Origin of the sequence: Janthinobacterium aquaticum (assembly GCF_009208565.1) — a bacterium.
Classification (GTDB): Bacteria; Pseudomonadota; Gammaproteobacteria; order Burkholderiales; family Burkholderiaceae_D; genus Janthinobacterium.
In genome coordinates this window covers 1-255 of the sequence record NZ_WFLK01000070.1, presented here as the reverse complement: position 1 = coordinate 255, position 255 = coordinate 1, and the positions used below count along the sequence as shown (strand labels likewise).

The following is a 255-nucleotide window of genomic DNA, read 5'->3' as shown; positions in this document are numbered from 1 at the left end:
CCCCGGAAGGGGAGTGAAATAGATCCTGAAACCGTGTGCATACAAACAGTAGGAGCGGACTTGTTCCGTGACTGCGTACCTTTTGTATAATGGGTCAGCGACTTACATTCAGTGGCAAGGTTAACCATATAGGGAAGCCGTAGAGAAATCGAGTCCGAATAGGGCGATCAGTCGCTGGGTGTAGACCCGAAACCAAGTGATCTACTCATGGCCAGGATGAAGGTGCGGTAACACGCCCTGGAGGTCCGAACCCAC

General features: G+C 52.2%; 1 rRNA gene. It reads left to right on the top strand.

Going from position 1 to position 255, the window contains the following annotated elements:
* Positions 1-255, top strand: a 23S ribosomal RNA gene (locus GCM43_RS25650); the annotation flags it as partial.